Genomic DNA, 21016 nt, shown 5'->3' with positions numbered 1-21016 from the left:
GGCGTCTCAGCGGCCCTCAGTGGCCCGGTGACAACCGGGGCTGTCCCTTCACGATCTCCACCCGCACGGCACACGCCTTGAACTCCGGCATCCGGGACGTCGGGTCCAGCGCCGGGTTGGTGAGCGTGTTGGCGCGCCCCTCGCCCGGCCAGTGGAACGGCATGAACACCGTGTCGGGACGGATGGCGGTCGTGATCCGGGCCGGCGCCACCGCCCGTCCCCGGCGCGACACCACCGCCAGCGGGTCGCCCTCCGCCGCGCCCAGCCGGGCCGCCAGCCGGGGGTGCAGCTCCACGAACGGGCCCGGCGCCGCGGAGTTCAGCTCGTCGACCCGGCGGGTCTGCGCGCCGGACTGGTACTGCGCCACCACCCGCCCCGTCGTCAGCAGCACCGGGTACTCGGCGTCCGGCTCCTCGGCGATCGCGCGGTGCGACACCGGCACGAACCGGGCGCGGCCGTCCGGGGTGGCGAAACGGTCGAGGAAGAGGCGGGGGGTGCCGGGGTGGACGCCGGGCTCGCCGTCCCTCTGACGGCCGCCGGCCTCGTCACCGTCGCCTCCCCTCACGCCTCCCGCGCTCCCGGGCCCTCCTGCGCTCCCGGGCCTTCCTGCGCTCCCGGGCCTTCCTGCGCTCCCGGGCCTTCCTGCGCTCCCGGGCCTTCCTGCGCTCCCGGGCCTTCCTGCGCTCCCGGGCCTTCCCGCGCCCCCGGGACCGTCCGCGCCCCCGGTTTCCTTCGCGCCCCAGGTCTCCTCCACACCCTCCGCCGGGCAGGGCCAGAACACCCCGTTCTCCGCGATCAGCCGCCGGTAGGTGATCCCGGAGTAGTCCGCCGCCCCGCCCGCGCTGGCCCGGCGCAGCTCCTCGAAGACCTCCTCGGGGTCGGTCGGGAACCCCTTCTCCACCCCCAGCCGGTCGGCGAGTCCGTGCATGACCTCCAGATCGCTGCGGACGTCCGGCGGCGGGGTGATCGCCTGCCGCCGCAGCAGCACCCTGCCCTCCAGATTGGTCGTGGTGCCGGTCTCCTCCGCCCACTGGGTGACCGGAAGGACGACGTCCGCGAGCGCGGCCGTCTCCGACAGCACCACGTCGCACACGGCGAGGAAGTCCAGGGACCTGATCCGCTCCTCCACATGGGCGGCGTGCGGCGCCGACACCACCGGGTTCGAGCCCATCAGCAGCAGCGCGCGGATGTCGGTGCCGAGCGCGTCCAGCAACTCGTAGGCGCTGCGCCCCGGACCGGGCAGGGAGTCCGGGTCCACCCCCCACACCTCGGCGACGTGCCGGCGCGCCGCCGGGTCGTCGAGCTTGCGGTAGCCGGGCAACTGGTCCGCCTTCTGGCCGTGTTCACGCCCGCCCTGTCCGTTGCCCTGCCCGGTGAGACACCCGTACCCGGAGAACGGCCGCCCCGCCCGGCCGGTCGCCAGGCACAGATTGATCCACGCGCCGACCGTGTCCGTGCCCTTGGACTGCTGCTCGGGGCCGCGCGCGGTGAGCACCATCGCCGACTCCGGCGCGCAGAACAGCCCTACGGCCTCCCGCAGTTCGGGCACGGACACACCGGTGATCCGCTCCACGTACTCCGGCCAGTGCGCCATCGCGGCGGCCCGCGCGTCCTCCCAGCCGCCGGTCCGCTCCCGGATGAACTCCTCGTCCGTCCGCCCCTCGGCGACGACGAGATGCAGCAGCCCCAGGGCGAGCGCGAGATCCGTGCCGGGCCGGGGCGCGAGATGCAGGTCGGCGAGCTCGGCGGTACGGGTCCGGCGCGGGTCGACGACGATCAGCGTGCCGCCGTTCTCCTTCAGCTCCGTGAGATAGCGCACCGCGGGCGGCATGGTCTCGGCGGGGTTCGACCCGACGAGGATCACGCACCCGCTCCTCGGGATGTCCTCCAGCGGGAACGGCAGCCCCCGGTCCAGACCGAACGCCCTGATCCCGGCCGCCGCCGCCGACGACATGCAGAACCGCCCGTTGTAGTCGATCTGCGAGGTGCCGAGCACCACCCGCGCGAACTTCCCCAGCGTGTAAGCCTTCTCGTTGGTCAGCCCGCCCCCGCCGAACACCCCCACCGCGTCCGCGCCGTGCGCCTCCCGCACCCCGGACAGCGCCCCGGCGATCCGGCCCAGAGCCGTCTCCCAGGACGCCGGCACCAGCGTGCCGCCCTCCCGGACCAGCGGCGAGGTCAGCCGCACCGCCGACGACAGCACGGCCGGAGCCGTCCGCCCCTTGCCGCACAGCGCGCCGCGGTTCACCGGGAAGCCGGTCCGCTCGGTCACCTCGACGCCCCCCTGCGGCAAGGGCGACAGGTTCATCCCGCACTGCAACGCGCAGTACGGACAGTGGGTGGGCGTCACGGTGCTGTCCATACCGTTCAGAGTGGGTCGGCCGTGTTACGTCCGGCTCGGCTCCCTGTTACGCGGCCGGGACGGCGACCTCCCCGTGCCCGGACCACCCGCGTGAGGTCACTCCGCGCTTGCCAGCGCCCGCTCCACACCCGGCTCCCGCGGCCCGAGGAACGTCGGATCCGGCCGGAACACGGCGTCCAGCGCCGCCTTGCCGGACGCGAGGATCTCCCGGACCCCGCCGTAGTACCAGGTCGCGTCGTGGCGGTCGTCGACACCGACGCCGTACGAGGTCACCCCCGCCGCGTCGCACAGCGCGACCGCCCGGCGTATGTGGAAGCCCTGGCTGATCAGCACCGCCTCGTCCACCCCGAAGATCTCCTTCGCGCGCACGCAGGAGTCCCAGGTGTCGAACCCGGCGTAGTCACTGACGATCTGCGCGTCCGGGACCCCGCTGCGGGTGAGGTAGCCGCGCATGGCGTCCGGCTCGTCGTACTCCTCCCGGCTGTTGTCGCCCGTGACCAGGACGACCTTGATCCGGCCCGCCCGGTACAGCTCGGCCGCCGCGTCCAGCCGGTGCGCCAGATACCGGGACGGCTCGCCGTCCCACCGCAGACCCGCGCCGAAGACCACCGCCACGTCCGTGCGCGGCACGTCCGCCGTGGTGTGCAGCCGCCCGCCCGTCGCGAGCCGCATCCAGGTCGCCGGCAGCAGTGCCAGCACACACCCGGCCACCAGCACCTGCACCAGCAGCCGCCTGCCTGCCGTGGTCCGCGGCAGCCGCGGTCGACGAAACCTCACTGGCCCCTCCTCCACCCTCACAAGGAAGAACGTGATCTACGCCGACCAGGGTTCCCGTTTCCCTCACACCCACAGCCCGCCGACCGTGAACCGTCGGCAAACACCCGTGACGGCGGGGCAACGGCCACGCAACGTCCACACGTCACGATCCCTCGTATGAACGCCCCTCCCGCCCTGGTCCTCGTGGCCCACGGCAGCCGCGACCCGCGCGCACTCGCCACGGTCCGGGCCCTCGCCGCCCGCGTCCGCGCCCTGCGCCCCACGGTCCCGGTCCACCTGGGCCACATCGAGCTCAACGATCCGCTGCTCCCGGACACCCTGGTGGCCCTCGGCGACCGCGAGGCGATCCTCGTCCCGCTCCTGCTGAGCCGCGGCTACCACGTGAAGCGGGACATCCCCGAGATGGCGGCCGCGTCCCCGGCCCGCACCACCATCGCGGCCCCCCTGGGCCCCCACCCCCTCCTCGCGAGAGCCCTCCACACCCGTCTGACGGAAGCCGGCTGGCCGCCCCGCCCGACGGTCCGGGACCGCCGGACGGCGGCGGTCGTCCTGGCGGCGGCGGGCTCCCGGGACCCGGACGCGACCCTGGACACGGGCCACACGGCCCGTCTTCTCGCCGACCGCCTGGGCGTCCCGGTCATGCCCGCCTTCGCCTCGGCGGCCCAGCCGACGGTCCCGGAAGCCGTCAACACCCTGCGGGCGCTCGGCCGCCACCACATCGCCGTGGCGTCCTACTTCACGGCCCCGGGCCGCTTCGCCACGGAAACCGCAAGGTCTGCCCCGGCGATCGCCGCGGCCCCCCTGGGCACCCACAGCGCCATGGCCGAGCTCGTCCTGCACCGCTACAACGAGGCAATCCTCACAACCCGACCGGCACTGACACCCCTCTAGAACCACGCATTCCACGCACCCCCCACCCATCATGTGCACGGGGAACTGCGCAACCCCCCCAACACTCCCGCACCCGCCCACAACACGAACCCCCCGACCAGGGGCGCGGGGAACTGCGCAAAAACCCACAACAAACCCGCACCCACCCCACAACACGAACCACCCCGACCAGGGGCGCGGGGAACTGCGCAAAAACCCACAACGCTCCCGCACCCGCCCCACAACACGAACCACCCCGATCAGGGGCGCGGGGAACTGCGCAAAAACCCACAACAAACCCGCACCCACCCACAACCACCCCCACCCCCCGCCCAAAACCCACCCCACTCCACTTACTGTCAATGACATGGAAGGCACCGCATACCCCGCATCAGCAACCGACCGCTGGGCCCCCGAGCCCGACAAACGCCCAGGACGCACGGCCTTCCAACGCGACCGCGCCCGCATCCTGCACAGCGCGGCCCTCAGAAGGCTGGCCGGCAAGACCCAGGTGGTGACCCCCGGCGGGACGTCACAGGCCTGGGACCCAAGCCCCCGCACCCGCCTCACCCACTCCCTCGAATGCGCCCAGGTGGGCCGCGAACTGGGCGCCGCCCTCGGCTGTGACCCGGACCTCGTGGAAGCCGCCTGTCTCTCCCACGACCTCGGTCACCCCCCGTTCGGCCACAACGGCGAACAGGCGCTCAACGAGTTCGCCGAGGACTGCGGCGGCTTCGAGGGCAACGCCCAGTCACTGCGCCTGCTCACCCGTATCGAACCCAAGCGGTTCACCGCGGACGGCTCCGTCGGCCTCAACCTCACCCGCGCCGCCTTGGACGCCGCCACCAAGTACCCGTGGCCCCGGGGCGCCCACCCCACCAACCCGGCGTCGGTGAAGTTCGGTGTCTACGAGGACGACCGCCCGGTGTTCGACTGGGTCCGCAAGGAGGCCCCCGACCACCGGATCTGCTTCGAGGCGCAGGTCATGGACTGGTCGGACGACGTGGCCTACTCGACCCACGACGTCGAGGACGGCCTGCACGCGGGCCACATCGACCCCAACTGCCTGCACGCCGAACCCGAACGGCGGGCCGTCTTCGAGGTCGCCGTCGGCCGCTACGTGCCCGCGGACACCGACCCCGCCGAACTCGCCGCCGCGCTCGACCGGCTCCTCGCGGAGGAGTGGTGGCCGCACGGCTACGACGGCTCGGCCGTCGCGCAGGCCCGCCTGAAGGACGCCACCAGCCAGCTCATCGGCCGCTTCTGCCTGGGCGCCGAGGCCGCCACCAGGGAGGCGTACGGCACCGGACGGCTCACCCGGTACGCGGCCGAACTGGTCGTACCGCGCGAGATCCGGATGGAGTGCGCGGTGCTCAAGGCGGTCGCCGACCGGTATGTCATGCAGCGCGACGAGCAGGCCCGGATCCGCGCCGACCAGCGGATCGTGGTCGCCGAACTCGCCGCCGCGCTCACCGCCCGCGCCCCGGAGGGCCTCGACCCCCAGTTCCGCGCGCTGTTCGACGAGGCACCCGACGACCGTGCCCGCAAGCGGGTGATCGTCGACCAGATCGCCTCACTGACCGACGCCTCGGCCCGCACCCTGCACGAACGCCTGAAACCGGCGGGGCCGAGGGGCACTCGAAGGTGACCCTCCGTGGCCTGATCGGGTCACCCCCTCTTCCCCCATCACGCTCCGTGCGGGACGCTCGCATGTGGCGGCACGTCAACGAGGAGGCAATCAAGTGGTCGACGCGGATCAGACATTCGTCATCGTCGGAGGCGGTCTCGCCGGCGCGAAGGCGGCCGAGGCGCTCCGGGCGGAGGGCTTCAACGGGCGGGTGATACTGATCTGCGACGAACGCGACCACCCGTACGAGCGCCCGTCCCTGTCGAAGGGCTATCTGCTCGGCAAGGAGGAACGCGACAGCGTCTTCGTCCACGAACCGGCCTGGTACGCGCAGAACGACATCGAGCTGCACCTCGGCCAGACCGTCGACAAGATCGACCGCGCCGCGAAGACCGTCCGCTTCGGCGACGACGGCACCCTCGTCCGCTACGACAAGCTCCTCATCGCCACCGGCTCCGAGCCGCGCCGCCTGGACATCCCCGGCACCGACCTCGCCGGCGTCCACCACCTGCGCCGCCTCGCCCACGCCGAACGGCTCAAGGGCGTCCTCTCGTCCCTGGGCCGCGACAACGGGCACATCGTGATCGCCGGTGGCGGCTGGATCGGCCTGGAGGTCGCGGCGGCGGCCCGTGAGTACGGCGCCGAGGTCACCGTCGTCGAGCCCGAGCCGACCCCGCTGTACGGGGTGCTGGGCCCCGAGCTGGGCGCGCTCTTCGGCGAACTGCACTCCTCGCACGGCGTGCGGTTCCACTTCGGCGCCCGGCTCACCGAGATCGTCGGCCAGGACGGCATGGTCCTCGCCGCCCGCACCGACGACGGCGAGGAGCACCCGGCGCACGACGTCCTCGCCGCGATCGGCGCGGCCCCCCGCACCGGCCTCGCCGAGGCGGCGGGCCTGGAGGTCGCCGACCGCGAGCACGGCGGCGGCATCGTCGTCGACGGACAACTGCGCACGTCCGACCCGGACATCTACGCCGCCGGTGACGTGGCCGCGTTCCCGCACGGTCCGTACGGCACGCGCGTGCGGGTGGAGCACTGGGCCAACGCCCTCAACGGCGGCCCGGCCGCCGCGCGGGCGATGCTCGGCAAGGACGTCACCTACGACCGCGTCCCGTACTTCTTCTCCGACCAGTACGACCTCGGTATGGAGTACAGCGGCTGGGCGCCGGCCGGCTCCTACGACCAGGTGGTGCTGCGCGGTGACGCGGCGAAGCGGGAGTTCATCGCGTTCTGGCTGAAGGACGGCCGGGTGCTCGCCGGGATGAACGTCAACGTGTGGGACGTCACCGAGACCGTCCAGAACCTGATCCGCTCCCGCGCGAAGGTCGACACGGACGCCCTCGCGGACCCGCACACCCCCCTGGAAAACCTCGTCCCTTGACTGTCGGTCCGCCGCCGTAGACTCTCCTCGTGGCTGGACGGATCAATGACGAGGACGTGAAGGCGGTACGGGACGCGGTCCCGATCGACGCCGTGGTGTCCGAGTACCTCCAGCTGCGCAGCGCGGGTGGCGGCAACCTCAAGGGGCTGTGCCCGTTCCACGACGAGAAGTCGCCGTCCTTCCAGGTCAGCCCGAGCAAGGGACTCTTCCACTGCTTCGGGTGCCAGGAGGGCGGCGACACCATCACGTTCGTGATGAAGATCGACCACCTCACGTTCTCGGAGTCGGTCGAGCGCCTCGCCGGCCAGGCCGGCATCACCCTGCGCTACGAGGAGGGCGGCTACAACCCCTCCCACCAGCGCGGCGAGCGCATCCGCCTGGTCGAGGCCCACAAGGTCGCCGCCGACTGGTACTCCGAGCAGCTGGCCGGCAGCGCCGAGGCCGAGACCGGCCGGGTCTTCCTCGCCGGCCGCGGTTTCGACCAGGCCGCCGCAGTGCACTTCGGCGTCGGCTACAGCCCCCAGGGCTGGGACCACCTCACCCGCTATCTGCGCGGCAAGGGCTTCACCGACAAGGAGCTGCTGCTGTCGGGGCTCTCGCAGGAGGGCCGTCGCGGCCCCATCGACCGCTTCCGCGGCCGGCTGATGTGGCCGATCCGCGACATCGGCGGCGACGTCGTCGGCTTCGGCGCCCGCAAGCTCTACGAGGCGGACAACGGCCCGAAGTACCTCAACACGCCCGACACGGCGATCTACAAGAAGTCCCAGGTCCTCTACGGCATCGACCTCGCCAAGAAGGACATCGCCAAGAGCTCCCACGCGGTCGTCGTCGAGGGCTACACCGACGTGATGGCCTGCCACCTGGCCGGCGTGACGACCGCGATCGCCACCTGCGGCACGGCGTTCGGCGGTGACCACATCAAGATCCTTCGCCGGCTGCTGATGGACAACGGCTCGGCCCGCGTGATCTTCACCTTCGACGGCGACGCGGCCGGCCAGAAGGCCGCGCTCCGGGCCTTCGAGGACGACCAGAAGTTCGCCGCCGAGACCTACATCGCGATCGCCCCCGACGGCATGGACCCCTGCGACCTGCGGCTCGCCAAGGGTGACGACGCCGTCGCCGACCTCGTCGAACCCCGCACCCCGCTCTTCGAGTTCGCCCTCCGCCAGATCGTCGGCCGCTACGACCTGGAGACCCCGGCAGGCCGCGCCGCCGCCCTCGACGAGGCCGCCCCCGTCGTCGCCCGCATCAAGAACAGCGGCGCCCAGCACGAGGTCGCCGTCCAGCTCGCCGGCATGCTCGGCATCCTGGACACCCAGTTCGTCGTCAAGCGGGTCGGCCAACTGGCCCGCTGGGCCCGCGACCGCGGCGGCAAGGGCCCCGCCCCCGCCCCCCGCCCGCAACAGCAGCAGTCCTACGGGCCCGGCGGCGCGCCCGCGCACTCCGGCCCCGCGCTCAACCTCCGCAACCCCGTCTTCGCCACCGAGCGCGAACTGCTGAAGCTCGCCCTCCAGCGCCCCGAACTCGTCGCGCCCGCCTTCGACGCGTACGGCCTCGACGAGTTCACCGCCCCGCCCTACGCGGCCGTACGCCAGGCCGTGATGGACGCGGGCGGCGCCGAATGGGGCGTCCAGGACCCGCAGGAGTATCTGGTCCGGGTCCGCGAGGCGGCCCCCGACGACGCCGTGCGCGCCATGGTCACCGAGCTCGCCGTCGAGGCGATCATGCGCAGGACGGTCGACGAGGTGTACGCGGGCGAGCAACTCGTGATGGTCCGCCGCCGGGCCGTGGACCGCCGGATCCAGGACGTCCAGGGCTCCCTGACCCGGGCGGGCGCCGGCGGCGACCCCGCCCAACTCGCCGCCGTACAGAACGAGTTGTGGGTGTTGCAGCAGTACGGTCAGGCGCTGCGTGAGCGTGGAGCGGCCGCGCTCTAGAGGCCGCGGGGCCCGGCAGAGTAACCGAGCGGTCACGGACCGGACGCAAAAAGTCATCGCACGCCCCTCGTGGCAGCGATGTGTCGTACCCCACACTGGGTTGCGGTGCCTGAGTCCTCGGAGCGCGGCCGATCCGTTCGCGACGGGTCCCACACCCCCGCGATTCCGCTCATCGCGTACGGGACGGACAGCGGCGAGGCCGCCGACTCCGCCCCCCAAGCAGCGCTGCCGTACGCCTCAGCAGCGATCATCCTGGAGGTCGCCCCCGTGCAGACCCAGACCCTCGTACAGAACGACAGCACCACGGACGGCGCTCAGCCGGACGCGGAGACCGGCGTCCTCGTGGGGGTGCCGCCGCAGGGCCAGGGCCGGGTCGCGGTCGGTCCCGAGACCGCCGAACCGCAGGACGCGCCCGAGCCGGAGACCGACGGCCCGCCCGCCGAGGCGCTGGAGACCGAGCCCGTCGATCCGCCCGTCGTCCGGCCGGACACCGGCGCGCCCTCCTCGGACCTGTTCCGCCAGTACCTGCGCGAGATCGGCCGCATTCCGCTGCTCACCGCCGCCGAGGAGGTCGAGCTGGCCCGCCGCGTCGAGGCCGGTCTGTTCGCCGAGGAGAAGCTGGGCAGCACACCCGACCTCGACAGCGAACTCGCGCTCGACCTCGACAAGTTGGTCGTGATGGGCCGGATGGCCAAGCGCCGGCTGATAGAGGCCAACCTGCGGCTCGTGGTGTCCGTCGCCAAACGGTACGTCGGCCGCGGCCTGACCATGCTGGACCTGGTCCAGGAGGGCAACCTGGGCCTGATCCGGGCGGTGGAGAAGTTCGACTACGCGCGCGGCTACAAGTTCTCGACGTACGCCACGTGGTGGATCCGCCAGGCGATGTCGCGTGCGCTGGCCGACCAGGCCCGCACGATCCGGGTCCCCGTGCACGTCGTGGAGCTGATCAACCGGGTCGTCCGGGTCCAGCGCCGGATGCTCCAGGAGCGGGGCTACGAGCCCACGCCCGAAGAGGTCGCCGCGCAGCTCGATCTCGCGCCCGAGCGGGTCGGCGAGGTGCTCCGCCTCGCCCAGGAACCGGTGTCGCTGCACGCGCCGGTGGGCGAGGAGGACGATGTCGCGCTCGGCGACCTGATCGAGGACGGGGACGCGGCGAGCCCGGTGGAGTCGGCGGCGTTCCTGCTCCTGCGGGAGCACCTGGAGGCGGTGCTGTCCACGCTGGGCGAGCGCGAACGCAAGGTCGTCCAGCTCCGGTACGGGTTGGCGGACGGGCGGCCGCGCACGCTGGAGGAGATAGGCCGCATCTTCGGCGTGACCCGCGAACGCATCCGCCAGATCGAGTCCAAGACCCTCAACAAACTGAGGGACCATGCCTTCGCCGACCAACTACGGGGGTATCTGGACTAGCCATTCGTCCGCGGCCCGGTGGGGGCTGGTCGCGCAGTTCCCCGCGCCCCTAAAAGCCTCTTCGCGTAGCCGCGGGCAGGCGTGCCGCAGGGCGGCACGGGTGGGCGCGGCGGCACCCCGTCGCGCCGGGCTGCGCAACGCCCCCACCCGCGCCCCCCGAGGCCGGGGTCTCAGTCGACCTCGGCCACCGCCTGCGCGAACTGGGCCTGGTACAGGCGCGCGTACGCACCGCCCGCGTCCAGCAGCTCCGCATGCGCCCCCTGCTCCACGATCGCCCCGTTCTCCATCACCAGAATCGTGTCGGCATCCCGGATCGTCGACAGCCGGTGCGCGATCACGAACGACGTCCGCCCGTGCGCCAGCTTCGCCATCGCCTTCTGGATCAACACCTCGGTCCGCGTGTCGACCGACGACGTCGCCTCGTCCAGCACCAGGATCACCGGATCCGACAGAAACGCCCGGGCGATCGTGATCAGCTGCTTCTCACCCGCACTGACCCCCGTCCCCTCGTCGTCGATCACGGTGTCGTACCCGTCCGGCAGCGTCCGCACGAACCGGTCCGCGTGCGCCGCCCGCGCCGCCTCCTCGATCTCCCCGCGCGTCACCTCGCGAGCGGCGCCGTACGCGATGTTCTCCGCGATCGTGCCGCCGAACAACCAGGTGTCCTGGAGCACCATGCCGATCCCGGAGCGCAGTTCGTCGCGGGACATCGACGCGATGTCGACACCGTCGAGCGTGATCCGCCCGCCGGACACGTCGTAGAACCGCATCAGCAGATTGACCAGCGTGGTCTTGCCCGCGCCGGTCGGCCCGACGATGGCGACGGTGTGCCCGGGTTCCACGGTCAGGGAGAGGTCGTCGATGAGCGGCTTCTCCGGGTCGTACCGGAACGACACGTGCTCCAGGGCGACCCGCCCGTGCAGCTCCTCCGGCCGTGCACCCGGCATCGGGTCCGCCGACTGCTCCTCGGCGTCGAGGAGTTCGAAGATCCGCTCGGCCGAGGCGACCCCGGACTGCACCAGGTTCGCCATGGACGCGACCTGCGTCAGCGGCATCGAGAACTGCCGCGAGTACTGGATGAACGCCTGCACGTCACCGATGGACAGGGAACCCGAGGCGACCCGCAGTCCGCCGACCACGGCGACCAGCACGTAGTTCAGGTTGGACACGAACATCATCAGCGGCTGCATGATCCCGCTGTTGAACTGCGCCCGGAACCCGGCCTCGTACAGCTCGTCGTTCTGTTCGGCGAACTGCTTCGCCGACTCCTCCTGGCGGCCGAACACCTTGACCAGCGTGTGCCCGGTGTACATCTCCTCGATGTGCGCGTTGAGCTTGCCGGTGGTGCGCCACTGCTGCACGAAGTGCGGCTGCGACCGCTTGCCGACCCGCGTCGCCACCAGGAACGACAGCGGCACGGTCACCAGCGCGACCAGAGCGAGCAGCCAGGAGACGTAGAACATCATCACGAGGACGCCGATGATGGTCAGCACCGAGTTGATCAGCTGGCCCATCGACTGCTGGAGCGTCTGCCCGATGTTGTCGATGTCGTTGGTCGCCCGCGACAGCACCTCGCCGCGCTGCCGCTTGTCGAAGTACGACAGCGGCAGCCGCGACATCTTCGTCTGCACGTCCTCGCGCATCCGGTACATCGTCCGGTTGACGGCCCGGTTCACCATCCGCGTCGCCACCGCCATCAGCAGCCCGGCGACGACGAACACGGCCAGCGCCAGCAGCAGGACATGCCCTACGGCGGTGAAGTCGATGCCCTCGCCGGGGGTGAAGTCGGTGCCGCCGAGCATGTCGGCCATCCGGCCGTCCCCGCGCTCACGGAGCGCGTCGAGCGCCTGCTCCTTCGACGTGCCCGCCGGCATCTGCCGGCCGATGATCCCCGCGAAGACCAGGTCGGTCGCGTCGCCCAGGATCTTGGGCCCGAGCACCGAAAGCCCGACGCTGACCACCACGCACAGCAGCAGCAGGGAGATCGTCAGCCGCTCGGGGCGGAAGTGCCCGACGAGCCGCTTGCCGGAGTTCTTGAAGTCCATCGAGCGGTTGTCGGGTCCGGTGCCCGCCATCATCCTGCCCATGGGCCCGGCCATCAGGCGGCCTCCGCTTCCGTGAGCTGGGAGAGCACGATCTCCCGGTAGGTCTCGTTGTCCGCCATCAGCTCGTGGTGCCGGCCGGAGCCGACCACCAGCCCCTCGTCGAGGACCACGATCCGGTCGGCGTCCCGGATGGTCGACACCCGCTGCGCGACGATCACCACGGTCGCGTCGGCGGTCTCCAGCGAGAGCGCGGCCCGCAGCGCGGCGTCGGTGGCGTAGTCGAGCGCGGAGAACGAGTCGTCGAAGAGATAGATCTCCGGGCGCTGCACCAGCGTGCGCGCGATCGCCAGCCGCTGCCGCTGACCACCGGAGACATTCGTCCCGCCCTGCGAGATCGGCGCGTCAAGGCCGCCCTCCAGACGCTCCACGAACTCCCTGGCCTGCGCCACCTCCAGCGCGTGCCACAGCTCGTCGTCCGTCGCGTCCGGATTGCCGTAGCGCAGATTGGTGGAGACCGTGCCGGCGAACAGATACGGCCGCTGCGGTACGAGGCTGACGGTCTTGGCGAGCAGTCGCGGCTCCAGCGTCCGTACGTCCGTGCCGTCGACGAGTACCTCGCCCTCGGTGGCGTCGAACAGCCGTGGCACCAGGCCCAGCAGGGTGGACTTGCCGCTGCCGGTCGAACCGATCACCGCGGTCGTCTCACCGGGCCGCGCGACCAGGTCGATGTGCTTGAGCACCGGCTCCTCGGCACCCGGGTAGCGGAAGCCCGCCCCGCGGATCTCCAGATGGCCGTGCCGGCGCAGCTCCCGCACCGGCGCGGTCGGCGGCACCACGCTCGACTCGGTGTCCAGGACCTCCTGGACCCGCTCGGCGCACACCTCCGCGCGCGGCACCATCATGAACATGAAGGTGGCCATCATCACGGACATCACGATCTGCATCAGATAGGCGAGGAACGCGGTCAGATCGCCGATCTGCATCCCGCCGCTGTCGATCCGGTGGGCGCCGAACCAGACCACCGCGACCGACGACAGGTTCACCACCGTCATCACGATCGGGAACATCAGCGCGAGCAGATTGCCCGAGCGCAGCGACATCTCCGTCAGATCGGTGTTCGCCCCGCGGAAGCGCTGCTCCTCGTACCCGTCGCGCACAAACGCGCGGATGACCCGGTTGCCGGTGATCTGCTCGCGCAGCACCCGGTTCACCGTGTCGAGCCGCACCTGCATGGACCGGAACAGCGGCCGCAGCGCCCGCACGATCACCGTCACGCTGATGCCGAGCACCGGCACCACGGCCACCAGCACCCCGGACAGCGGCACGTCCAGGCCGAGCGCCAGCACGATGCCGCCCACACACATGATCGGCGCCGACACCAGCAGCGTGAACGTCATCAGCGTGAGCATCTGGATCTGCTGGACGTCGTTGGTCGTCCGGGTGATCAGGGTGGGCGCGCCGAACTGGCCCACCTCACGCGCGGAGAACGACTGCACCTGGTCGAACACGGCGGCCCGTACGTCCCGGCCGACCGCCGACGCCGTACGGGCGCCGTAGTACACGGCCCCCGTGTTGCAGACGACCTGGGCCAGCGAGATGCCGATCATCAGCGCGCCGAAGGACAGGATGTAGCCCGTGTCACCGTTCACGACACCGTTGTCGATGATGTCCGCGTTCAGTGTGGGCAGGTAGAGGGTGGCGCAGGTCTGTAGAAGCTGGAGCAGCACCAGCACCGCGATGGGTTTCTTGTAGGGCCTGAGATAGGTCCGCAGCAGTCGTATGAGCACGCTGGTCTCTCGGAGTCGGCGGGAGGAGCGGATTCGTTGCCCCTGGCCCCTATCGTCGGGCACCACGGTGGTGTTACCTCAACCGATTAAGCCGTCAGCGCTGCTTCGTACGGCCTTACGGGTTCCCTTCCTACCGGCCTCTTACCTTCCGCACCGCGCGGTCACAGCCGGAAAGCGCCCGGATACGTCTGCTCGCGCACCGCCACGAACTGCTGGCGCACGGCCTGTCCGACCGCCAGGTCCTCGCCCGGCTCCAGCACCTGCGCGACCGGCCCCTGCCAGGCCGGCGGCGTGCGGGGATCGAGCATGCCCTGCGAGGCGCCGAGCGCCCAGGCCGCCTGCCGGGCGGCCCCGATCGCACCGTAGTCCGCGGGCTGCGGCACCACGACCTGCGCCCCGAACAGCGCGGGCGCCGCGGCCTGCACCGCGGGCAGCTCCGCCGCCGGACCCAGCAGGAACACCCGGCGTACGTCCACACCGCGCCCGCGCAGCACGTCCAGCGCGTCGGCGAGACCGCAGAGCATGCCCTCGAACGAGGCCCGCGCGAAGTGCTCCGCCTTCATCGACTCCCGGCGCAGACCCGTGAGCGTCCCGGCGGTGTGCGGCAGATGCGGGGTGCGCTCGCCCTCCAGATAGGGGAGCAGCACCAGCCCGTGCGCGCCCGGCGTCGACTTCATCGCCAGCTCGGAGAGGCTCTCCAGATCGGGCAGCCCCAGCAGTTCGGCCGCGCCGCGCAGGGTCCGTACGGCGTTGAGGGTGGTGACGACCGGCAGATGCATCCCCGTGGCGTCCGCGAGGGCGGTGATCATTCCGCTGGGGTCCTGCAAGGCCTCGGGGTGCACGGCCATCACGGAACCGGAGGCGCCGAGCGAGACGACGGCGTCACCGAGCCCGATGCCGAGCCCGAACGCGGCGGCCATGGTCTCGCCGGTCCCGGCCGAGATCAGCAGCCCCTCCGGTGTGGTGCCGGCGGCGTCCGACGGGCCGATCACCTCCGGCAGCATCACCTGGTGCCCGAGCGCCAGTTCCACCAGCTCGGGCCGGTACCCGCCGATCGCCGCCGACCAGTACCCGGTCCCGGAGGCCCCGCCCCGGTCGGTGGTACGGCGCACCGGGCGCCCGAGCAGCTGCCACACCAGCCAGTCGTGGGCCTGCATGAGGACGGCCGTGCGCTGGGCGTTCTCCGGCTCGGTGCGACTGAGCCAGCGCAGCTTGGTCACCGGCTGCGCGGCCTGCGGCACCGACCCGACGGCCTGCGCCCAGGCCTCCCGCCCGCCGAGCGCGTCGATCAGATCGGCGGCGGCGACCTGGGCGCGCTTGTCGCCGCCGACCATCGCGGGCCGCACCGTGTTGCCCTGCGCGTCGAGCGGCACCACCGCGTTCTGCTGCGCGGAGACGCCGATGGCCTGCACACCTTCCAGCAGGCCACCGCCCGCGGCCTCACCGAGGGACAGCAGCCACGCCTGTGGATCGACGTCACTGGGACGCGCGTTGCCCTCGCCCGTCTCGGCGTGCGGGTGCGCCGCATAGCCCTGCCGGAGCACGGCTCCGGTGTCCGCGTCGCAGACGACGATGCGAGTGAAATCGGGCGAGCTGTCCAACCCGGCGACTATCCCCATGGCTCAGATTTTGCCGCATCGGCGCGCTTGCTTCGGCCAAGGGCGGTTCGTGAGGAGCGCACCTACGTGTTACTCGTGCCCCAGTCGTCCTCCCCGGACGACCCCCCGGTGCGCTCGCGCAGGGAGCGGACCCGGTCGGCGACCGAGTCGGGCATCCGGTCGCCGACCTTGTCACTGACGACGTGGTACGCCTTGCCGGCGAACTCGCGGCCCTGCTGGGCGGCGGTCTCGGCGGTGTTGCGGACTGCCGGGTTCTGGGCGACCTGGCGGGCGGACTTCTTCAGCTGCTCGTAGCGCTCGCGTCCGGCCCTTGTGCCCAGTACGTAACCCACGGCGACTCCGGCGACGAACATGAGCCTGTAGCGCATGGCGGCCACCCTTCCTTGATGTGTACAGCGGTAGGTGTCGGGCCCGGGGGAACCGATTGGCGGAGCACCCCCCTGCTTGCGCTAATGTATGTGTCGCAGCGAGCGGGCGCCCCCTGGCGAATACCCAGGTGGGTACGTTCGATGCAACGAGGCATTCCCCTGTAGCTCAATTGGCAGAGCAGCCGGCTGTTAACCGGCAGGTTACTGGTTCGAGTCCAGTCGGGGGAGCTCGGTCCCCTGTAGCTCAATTGGCAGAGCAGCCGGCTGTTAACCGGCAGGTTACTGGTTCGAGTCCAGTCGGGGGAGCATGCAGAACGAGGACCCCACGCAGGGGTCCTTTTTCATGTCCGGCGGAACCGATCACAGCACGGCGGAGTCCTCAGCTCATGAACGCCGTGGGAAGCCGACCATCCGAAGCAGGAGATCGTATGAGCGGCTATGCTGCGGCAGACGGCGCGCACAAATGTGCGCGACACGCCGCTATGGGGCGGTAGCTCAGCCGGTTAGAGCAGCGGACTCATAATCCGTCGGCCGTGGGTTCGAGTCCCACCCGCCCCACCACCGCACGGATTTGCAGAATCGATCCGAACTGCGAGAAGCCCACAGGGCGGGGGCCGGGCGGCAGGACGGGGCCCGTGAATCGCCCACACCGCCGTCGGTAGTGGAAAGCTTGGCGGTCATGACGACCCTGAACTCCCGTGATCCGCTGGCCGTCTCGGTGACCGAGGCGATTCGTACGGGCGATCTGCCGGCGCTGAGCGCGCTGCTCGCCGAGCATCCGGAACTGGCGTCCACCGGCATCACCGAGTCCGAGGACCCGGACCGTGCGGGCACCCGCAGCCTGCTGCACATCGTCACCGACTGGCCCGGCCACTACCCGCGCGCCGCCCAGGTCGTCGCCACCCTGGTGGCGGCCGGCGCCGACCCCGGCGTCCGGTTCGTCGGCGCCCACGAAGAGACCCCGCTGCACTGGGCGGCCAGCAGCAACGACGTCCCGGCGATCGACGCGCTGCTCGCCGCCGGCGCCGACATCGAGGCACCCGGCGCCGTGCTCGGCGGCGGGACCCCGCTCGCCGACGCCTGTGGGTTCGGGCAGTGGCGGGCCGCCCGGCGGCTGGTCGAGCACGGGGCCCACGTCCTCCTCGACGACGCCGCCGCGCTCGGGCTCATGGACCGCGTCGAGGCCTTCCTGGCGGCCTCCACCCCGCCCTCCGCCGAGGAGATCGACCACGCCTTCTGGCACGCCTGCCACGGCGGGCAACTCGCCGTCGCCCGGCATCTCCACGGGCTCGGCGCCGACCTCGACCGGATCGGGTACGACTCCATGACCCCGCTGGACGTCGCGCGGGCGCAGGACGCCGACGCGGTGGTGGCGTGGCTCGTGGAGCAGGGCGCCAAGGCCTCGGCGAGACCCAAGGCGGAGGAGAAGACGGAGGCCGAGGCGGAGACGGACGGGGACGGGGACGGGGACCTCGAAGTCGAAGGGGACGCCGACGGGGACGTCGATGGGGACGGGGACTTCGACCTGGAAGCGGAAGCGGAAGCGGACGTGGACGGGCGTGGGGGCCGGGGCGGGGAGAGGGCGGAGTAAGGGGCTGCCCGCGGGGGTGGTGGTCGTGTCAGGGGCGGGGTCATCCGTGGGGAGTAGTCCGCTTTCGTCCCCTCCTGCTGAGGGGGCAGTGCGGAGGCATCCGTCGGCACGATGTGGCCGGGGGGTGTGGAGGAGAAGGCTGTGGGTATCGAACGGGGCGTGAGCCTCGTGCCGGAACCGCAGCTCAGGAGGGCGTCATGAATCGCCGGATCCTCGTCCGCCCCACCCGCCGGCCCACCGCGCCCCGCGAGGTGCCGATCGATCGCCGGACCCCGTCCGGGAAGTTGCTGCCCTACTGAGCCGCCTCACCGCGGGCCCGTACTGAGTCCCGTCAGAGCGGCGCCTGCCATGTCATCGTCGTGCCGGTGCCGCCCTGCTTCGTCTCTCCGTCGTCGTACACCGTCAGCCGTACCCCCGCCCGGCCGTCCGGCAGTGTCGCCGTCGCGTCGATCGTGATCTCGACGCGGGTGACGGACGGGCGGTGGGTCGCGGGCGCGAGGCCGCGGCGCAGGGCCGTGAGGAGGTGGGCCGCCGTCGGTTCGGGGACCCGGGAGTCGACGGCGCCCGTGAAGCGGGTCGAGGGCGGGAAACCGAGTACCGCCGCCGCGCCCGCGGCCTCCTTGAGGACCTTGCCGCGCAGGGTGGTGGGCGCCTCGGCGGGGGGCTGCTGGAGGGCGTAGATGGTGGTGCGGACCTCCTGGATCGTGGACTGGAGTTCGTCCACGGCCCGGCCCAGGGTGGAGTGGACGGTGTCCGCGGCCGTGCGGCGCTGGGTGGACTCCAGCATCATCGCCGTCGCGAACAGCCGCTGGACGACGAGGTCGTGCAGGTCGCGGGCGATACGGTCGCGGTCCTCGTAGACGGCGAGGCGTTCGCGGTGGTGCCGGGTGTCGGCCATGACCAGGGCCAGGGCCGCCTGGGAGGCGAACTGGGTCGCCAGGAGCTTCTCCACGTCCGTGTACGGGCGGTCGCCGCGCCGGCGCGGCAGCGCGAGCGTGCCGATCAGCCGGCCGTCGGACTGCAACGGCAGCATCATGCTGGGCCCGAAGCGGTGCCGTACATGGGTCGTCATACGGGGGTCGGTCGCCGAGTCGTCGATGAACACCGGTTCGCCGCCGAGGAGTTGTTCCAGGACCGCGCTGCCGGGCTCGATGGTGGTGCCGACGATGTCGCCCGGATCCTGGAAGGTGGACGCCGTGACGATCTCCATACCGCCCGCCTCGGTCGGCTGGAGGATCACGGCCGCGGCGGCGTCGGCGAGCAGCCGGGCGCGTTCGGCGACGGTCATCAGGGCGTCGTCGGCGGTGGTGCCGGTGAGCAGCGCGGTGGTGACGGCCGCGGAGCCCTCGATCCAGCGTTCGCGCTGCCGGGCTGCCTCGTAGAGCCGGGCGTTGCCGATCGCGATGCCGGCCTGGACCGCCAGCAGGCGCAGGAGCTGGGCGTCCTCGGTGGTGAAGTCGCCGCCGTGGGGCTTGCCGGTGAGGTGGAGCAGGCCGAAGAGGCGGCCGTCGACGTGGATGGGGACGTCGAGGGTGCCGGCCCCGGCGGGCGGTCCGGGCGGCAGGTCGGCGCGGATCTCGCGCAGTCCGTCGCGGCCGGGGTCCGTCATGGACAGGGCCGCACAGCGGGCGCCGGTGATCTCGGCGGCGCCGTCCACGATGTGCTGGAGGGTGGCGCCGAGGTCGAGGTCGGTGCCCACGTCGATGACCGCGTCGAGCAGGGGCGACGGCAGCCGCCTGCCGGACTCGTCCGGCATCAGGAGCCCAGCGGGTCCAGCTCCAGCGGCTGGATCTTGCCCTCCAGCATGGCGCCGAGGCCCTGCACCGCACACACGTCGGGCCGCTCGGCGATGTGCACCGGCATACCGGTGGCCTGCCGAAGCATCTGGTCCAGACCCGGCAGCAGCGCGGAGCCGCCGACCATCATGATGCCGCGGTCGGCGAGGTCGGCCACCAGGTCCGGCGGGCAGTCCCGCAGCACCTTGCCGATGCCGTCGAGCACGGCCGTGAGCGGTGTCTGGATCGCGTCGCGCACGGCGGCCGTGTCGACCTGGACGCTGCGGGCGAGGCCGGTGGCGACATCGCGGCCGTGGATCTCGGTGGAGGCCGGCCCCTGCGGGGTGAGACCGTTGCCGCGCAGGGCGATCTGGAGCGGTCGTACGGACTGGCTGGGCAGCATCAACTCGTGTTCGTGGCGCAGGTGCTGCACGATCGCGTGGTCCACGGCCTCGCCGCCGACCGGGATCCGTACGGCGGTGACGATCGCGCCGAGCGAGAGCACCGCGACCTGGGTGGCCGCCGCCCCGCAGACCAGCACCATCGTCGCCTCGGGCTGCTCGACGGGAAGTCCGCAGCCGACGGCGGCGGCGATCAGGGTGTCGACGAGTTCGACCCGGCGGGCGCCGAGGCCGACCAGCGTCTCGATGGCGGCCCGCTGGGCGAGCGGGTCGGCGTCGTGCGGGGTGCAGGCCGCAGCCCGCAGGAACGGCTTGCGGCGCAGGGTGCGGCGGACCTTGTCGCCGAGCAGATGGCGGAGCATCCGCTGGGCCATCTCGATGTCGACGACCGTGCCGCCGGAGACCGGCCGGACGACCCGGATGTAGTCGGGGGTGCGGCCCGTCATCTGCTCGGCGAACTCGCCGACCGCGATCAGCGCCCCGGTGCGGGTGTTCACGGCGGCGGCCGACGGCTGGTCGACGACGAGCCCGGCACCCTTGACGTACACCCGTGTCCGCGCCGCGCCGAGGTCGACGGCGAAATGGCAGCGGCGCAGCTGCTCCAGGCTGGCGGTCATGGCAGTTCCTCCCGAGGCACAGACCGAGGTGCCGCCCGACGGCGGGCCCTCACTCGCATCGTGCGGGGACGGGGACGGGACCGCCTTCGGTAGGGGGCCGGGCGGGGCGCCGCTGTACGGGTGATTTGTCGTAAAAGTTCGGCGTGGTCGTCAGTTGTCCGCTCGCGACGGCGAGCTGACGGTGTCTCGGGGCGCGAGCGCGGGTACTGAAGGGAAGGCGCCGCCTCCCTGGGACGGGGAGGCGGCGCCGCTGTCGGCTCTTCGGCCGGTGACCGTACGGCCCCTCGGCCGCGCCGGACGACTCCTCTGTCGCGCCGGACGGCTCTTCTGCCGTCAGACCAGCCAGCCGACGAAGTGGATGAGGCCGGCGAGGATGTCGGTGAGAAGGTTCATGATCGTGCTTTCTCCTTGCGTGACGCTTGGTGTGGGACCGCGCTCGGCCACGGTATGCA

Annotated in this window: 14 protein-coding genes and 3 tRNA genes; 9 read left to right on the top strand and 8 right to left on the bottom strand. The window is 71.8% G+C overall.

The genetic code is table 11. From position 1 onward, the window contains the following. Positions 1–16: 16 nt before the first annotated feature. Positions 17–2362, bottom strand: a complete 2346-nt coding sequence (locus tag ACIQAC_RS03830; RefSeq protein WP_402186643.1) for a molybdopterin-dependent oxidoreductase — start codon at positions 2360–2362, stop codon at positions 17–19. Positions 2363–2458: 96 nt separating this feature from the next. Then, positions 2459–3139 carry a vancomycin high temperature exclusion protein gene (locus ACIQAC_RS03825; protein WP_402186641.1) on the bottom strand — a complete coding sequence of 227 codons (681 nt, stop codon included), beginning with the start codon at positions 3137–3139 and terminating at the stop codon, positions 2459–2461. 156 nt (positions 3140–3295) lie between these two features. Between ACIQAC_RS03825 and ACIQAC_RS03820 the strand changes: the two genes are divergently transcribed. From ACIQAC_RS03820 to ACIQAC_RS03800, 5 genes are all read left to right on the top strand, one after another. Further along, positions 3296–4030, top strand: a complete 735-nt coding sequence (locus tag ACIQAC_RS03820) for a sirohydrochlorin chelatase (RefSeq protein WP_402186639.1) — start codon at positions 3296–3298, stop codon at positions 4028–4030. Positions 4031–4376: 346 nt separating this feature from the next. Further along, positions 4377–5657 carry a deoxyguanosinetriphosphate triphosphohydrolase gene (locus ACIQAC_RS03815; protein ID WP_402186637.1) on the top strand — a complete coding sequence of 427 codons (1281 nt, stop codon included), beginning with the start codon at positions 4377–4379 and terminating at the stop codon, positions 5655–5657. Between the two features lie 94 nt (positions 5658–5751). Next, positions 5752–7017: an NAD(P)/FAD-dependent oxidoreductase gene (locus ACIQAC_RS03810; RefSeq protein WP_402186635.1), complete on the top strand. Its 1266-nt coding sequence runs from the start codon at positions 5752–5754 to the stop codon at positions 7015–7017. A 29-nt stretch (positions 7018–7046) separates the two neighbouring features. Next, on the top strand, positions 7047–8954 hold the full coding sequence (dnaG, locus tag ACIQAC_RS03805) for a DNA primase (RefSeq protein WP_402186633.1): 1908 nt from the start codon (positions 7047–7049) through the stop codon (positions 8952–8954). A 105-nt stretch (positions 8955–9059) separates the two neighbouring features. Next, positions 9060–10361: an RNA polymerase sigma factor gene (locus ACIQAC_RS03800; RefSeq protein WP_402186631.1), complete on the top strand. Its 1302-nt coding sequence runs from the start codon at positions 9060–9062 to the stop codon at positions 10359–10361. A gap of 170 nt (positions 10362–10531) precedes the next feature. Here ACIQAC_RS03800 and ACIQAC_RS03795 read toward each other — a convergent pair whose 3' ends face one another. The 4 genes from ACIQAC_RS03795 to ACIQAC_RS03780 all read right to left on the bottom strand — a co-directional run bounded on the left by ACIQAC_RS03795 (position 10532) and on the right by ACIQAC_RS03780 (position 16180). Next, positions 10532–12460 (bottom strand): ABC transporter ATP-binding protein, encoded by a 1929-nt coding sequence (locus ACIQAC_RS03795; RefSeq protein ID WP_402186629.1) that lies wholly within the window; start codon positions 12458–12460, stop codon positions 10532–10534. Further along, the gene (locus ACIQAC_RS03790; RefSeq protein WP_402186627.1) at positions 12460–14193 is read right to left on the bottom strand and encodes an ABC transporter ATP-binding protein; all 1734 of its coding nucleotides are present in this window, start codon (positions 14191–14193) and stop codon (positions 12460–12462) included. Before ACIQAC_RS03790 ends, ACIQAC_RS03795 begins: the two co-directional genes overlap by 1 nt. Positions 14194–14354: 161 nt before the next feature. Then, positions 14355–15812 (bottom strand): FGGY family carbohydrate kinase, encoded by a 1458-nt coding sequence (locus ACIQAC_RS03785; RefSeq protein ID WP_402186625.1) that lies wholly within the window; start codon positions 15810–15812, stop codon positions 14355–14357. A gap of 62 nt (positions 15813–15874) precedes the next feature. Continuing rightward, positions 15875–16180 (bottom strand): YtxH domain-containing protein, encoded by a 306-nt coding sequence (locus ACIQAC_RS03780; protein ID WP_402186623.1) that lies wholly within the window; start codon positions 16178–16180, stop codon positions 15875–15877. A gap of 155 nt (positions 16181–16335) precedes the next feature. Between ACIQAC_RS03780 and ACIQAC_RS03775 the strand changes: the two genes are divergently transcribed. The 4 genes from ACIQAC_RS03775 (at position 16336) to ACIQAC_RS03760 (ending at position 17771) form a co-directional block, all read left to right on the top strand. Continuing rightward, positions 16336–16408: transfer RNA gene (locus ACIQAC_RS03775), tRNA-Asn, on the top strand. 5 nt (positions 16409–16413) lie between these two features. After that, positions 16414–16486: transfer RNA gene (locus tag ACIQAC_RS03770), tRNA-Asn, on the top strand. Positions 16487–16664: 178 nt separating this feature from the next. After that, positions 16665–16741 (top strand) — tRNA-Ile (locus ACIQAC_RS03765). Between the two features lie 118 nt (positions 16742–16859). After that, positions 16860–17771, top strand: a complete 912-nt coding sequence (locus tag ACIQAC_RS03760; RefSeq protein ID WP_402186621.1) for an ankyrin repeat domain-containing protein — start codon at positions 16860–16862, stop codon at positions 17769–17771. A gap of 331 nt (positions 17772–18102) precedes the next feature. Here the strand turns inward: ACIQAC_RS03760 and ACIQAC_RS03755 are convergent, their stop codons facing one another. Both ACIQAC_RS03755 and ACIQAC_RS03750 read right to left on the bottom strand, forming a co-directional pair. Continuing rightward, positions 18103–19527, bottom strand: coding sequence for a GAF domain-containing sensor histidine kinase (locus ACIQAC_RS03755; protein ID WP_402186619.1), 1425 nt, complete (start codon positions 19525–19527; stop codon positions 18103–18105). Next, the gene (locus ACIQAC_RS03750) at positions 19527–20564 is read right to left on the bottom strand and encodes a rod shape-determining protein (protein WP_402186617.1); all 1038 of its coding nucleotides are present in this window, start codon (positions 20562–20564) and stop codon (positions 19527–19529) included. Before ACIQAC_RS03750 ends, ACIQAC_RS03755 begins: the two co-directional genes overlap by 1 nt. Positions 20565–21016: the final 452 nt, after the last annotated feature.

Origin of the sequence: Streptomyces sp. NPDC088387 (assembly GCF_044753385.1) — a bacterium.
Lineage (GTDB): Bacteria > Actinomycetota > Actinomycetes > Streptomycetales > Streptomycetaceae > Streptomyces.
This window is presented reverse-complemented; position numbering and strand designations above follow the sequence as displayed.